This is a genomic window from Geomicrobium sp. JCM 19037 (assembly GCF_000698105.1).
Classification (GTDB): Bacteria; Bacillota; Bacilli; order Bacillales; family Marinococcaceae; genus Geomicrobium_A.
Map to the genome: position 1 here is coordinate 1 of NZ_BAWZ01000071.1, position 1,402 is coordinate 1,402.

A 1,402-nucleotide genomic window follows, 5' to 3' on the forward strand; every position below is an offset into this window, starting at 1 on the left:
TCGTAAGAGAGGGCGTATCTTATCTCTTCCGCTCAGGAAGAGTAAGTCTCCATAGAAAGGAGGTGATCCATCCCCACCTTCCGGTAGGGATACCTTGTTACGACTTCACCCCAATCACCGGCCCCACCTTCGGCGGCTGGCTCCATAAAGGTTGCCTCACCGACTTCGGGTGTTGCTGGCTCTCGTGGTGTGACGGGCGGTGTGTACAAGGCCCGGGAACGTATTCACCGCGGCATGCTGATCCGCGATTACTAGCGATTCCAGCTTCATGTAGCCGAGTTGCAGCCTACAATCCGAACTGAGAACGGCTTTTTAGGATTGGCTCCACCTCGCGGCTTCGCTTCCCGTTGTACCGTCCATTGTAGCACGTGTGTAGCCCAGGTCATAAGGGGCATGATGATTTGACGTCATCCCCGCCTTCCTCCGGTTTGTCACCGGCAGTCACCTTAGAGTGCCCAACTGAATGCTGGCAACTAAGATCAAGGGTTGCGCTCGTTGCGGGACTTAACCCAACATCTCACGACACGAGCTGACGACAACCATGCACCACCTGTCACTTTGTCCCCGAAGGGAAAACTCTATCTCTAGAGCGATCAAAGGATGTCAAGACCTGGTAAGGTTCTTCGCGTTGCGTCGAATTAAACCACATGCTCCACCGCTTGTGCGGGCCCCCGTCAATTCCTTTGAGTTTCAACCTTGCGGTCGTACTCCCCAGGCGGAGTGCTTAATGCGTTTGCTTCGGCACTACGGGTATCGAAACCCCTAACACCTAGCACTCAACGTTTACGGCGTGGACTACCAGGGTATCTAATCCTGTTCGCTCCCCACGCTTTCGCACCTCAGCGTCAGTTACAGACCAGAGAGTCGCCTTCGCCACTGGTGTTCCTCCACATATCTACGCATTTCACCGCTACACGTGGAATTCCACTCTCCTCTTCTGCACTCAAGTTCAACAGTTTCCAATGCCATTCTGTGGTTGAGCCACAGCCTTTCACATCAGACTTAATGAACCGCCTGCGTGCCCTTTACGCCCAATAATTCCGGACAACGCTCGCCACCTACGTATTACCGCGGCTGCTGGCACGTAGTTAGCCGTGGCTTTCTGGTGAGGTACCGTCACATCCGAGGCATTGCCTCCTCGAACTGTTCTTCCCTCACAACAGAGCTTTACGATCCGAAAACCTTCATCACTCACGCGGCATTGCACCGTCAGGCTTTCGCCCATTGCGGATGATTCCCTACTGCTGCCTCCCGTAGGAGTCTGGACCGTGTCTCAGTTCCAGTGTGGCCGATCACCCTCTCAGGTCGGCTACGCATCGTCGCCTTGGTGAGCCCTTACCTCACCAACTAGCTAATGCGCCGCGGGCCCCTCCAACAGTGACGGCCGAAACCGCCTTTCCTC

Annotated in this window: 1 rRNA gene; it reads right to left on the reverse strand. The window is 55.2% G+C overall.

Going from position 1 to position 1,402, the window contains the following annotated elements:
* Positions 1-55 precede the first annotated feature (55 nt).
* Positions 56-1,402: ribosomal RNA gene (locus JCM19037_RS21545) — 16S ribosomal RNA — on the reverse strand; the annotation flags it as partial.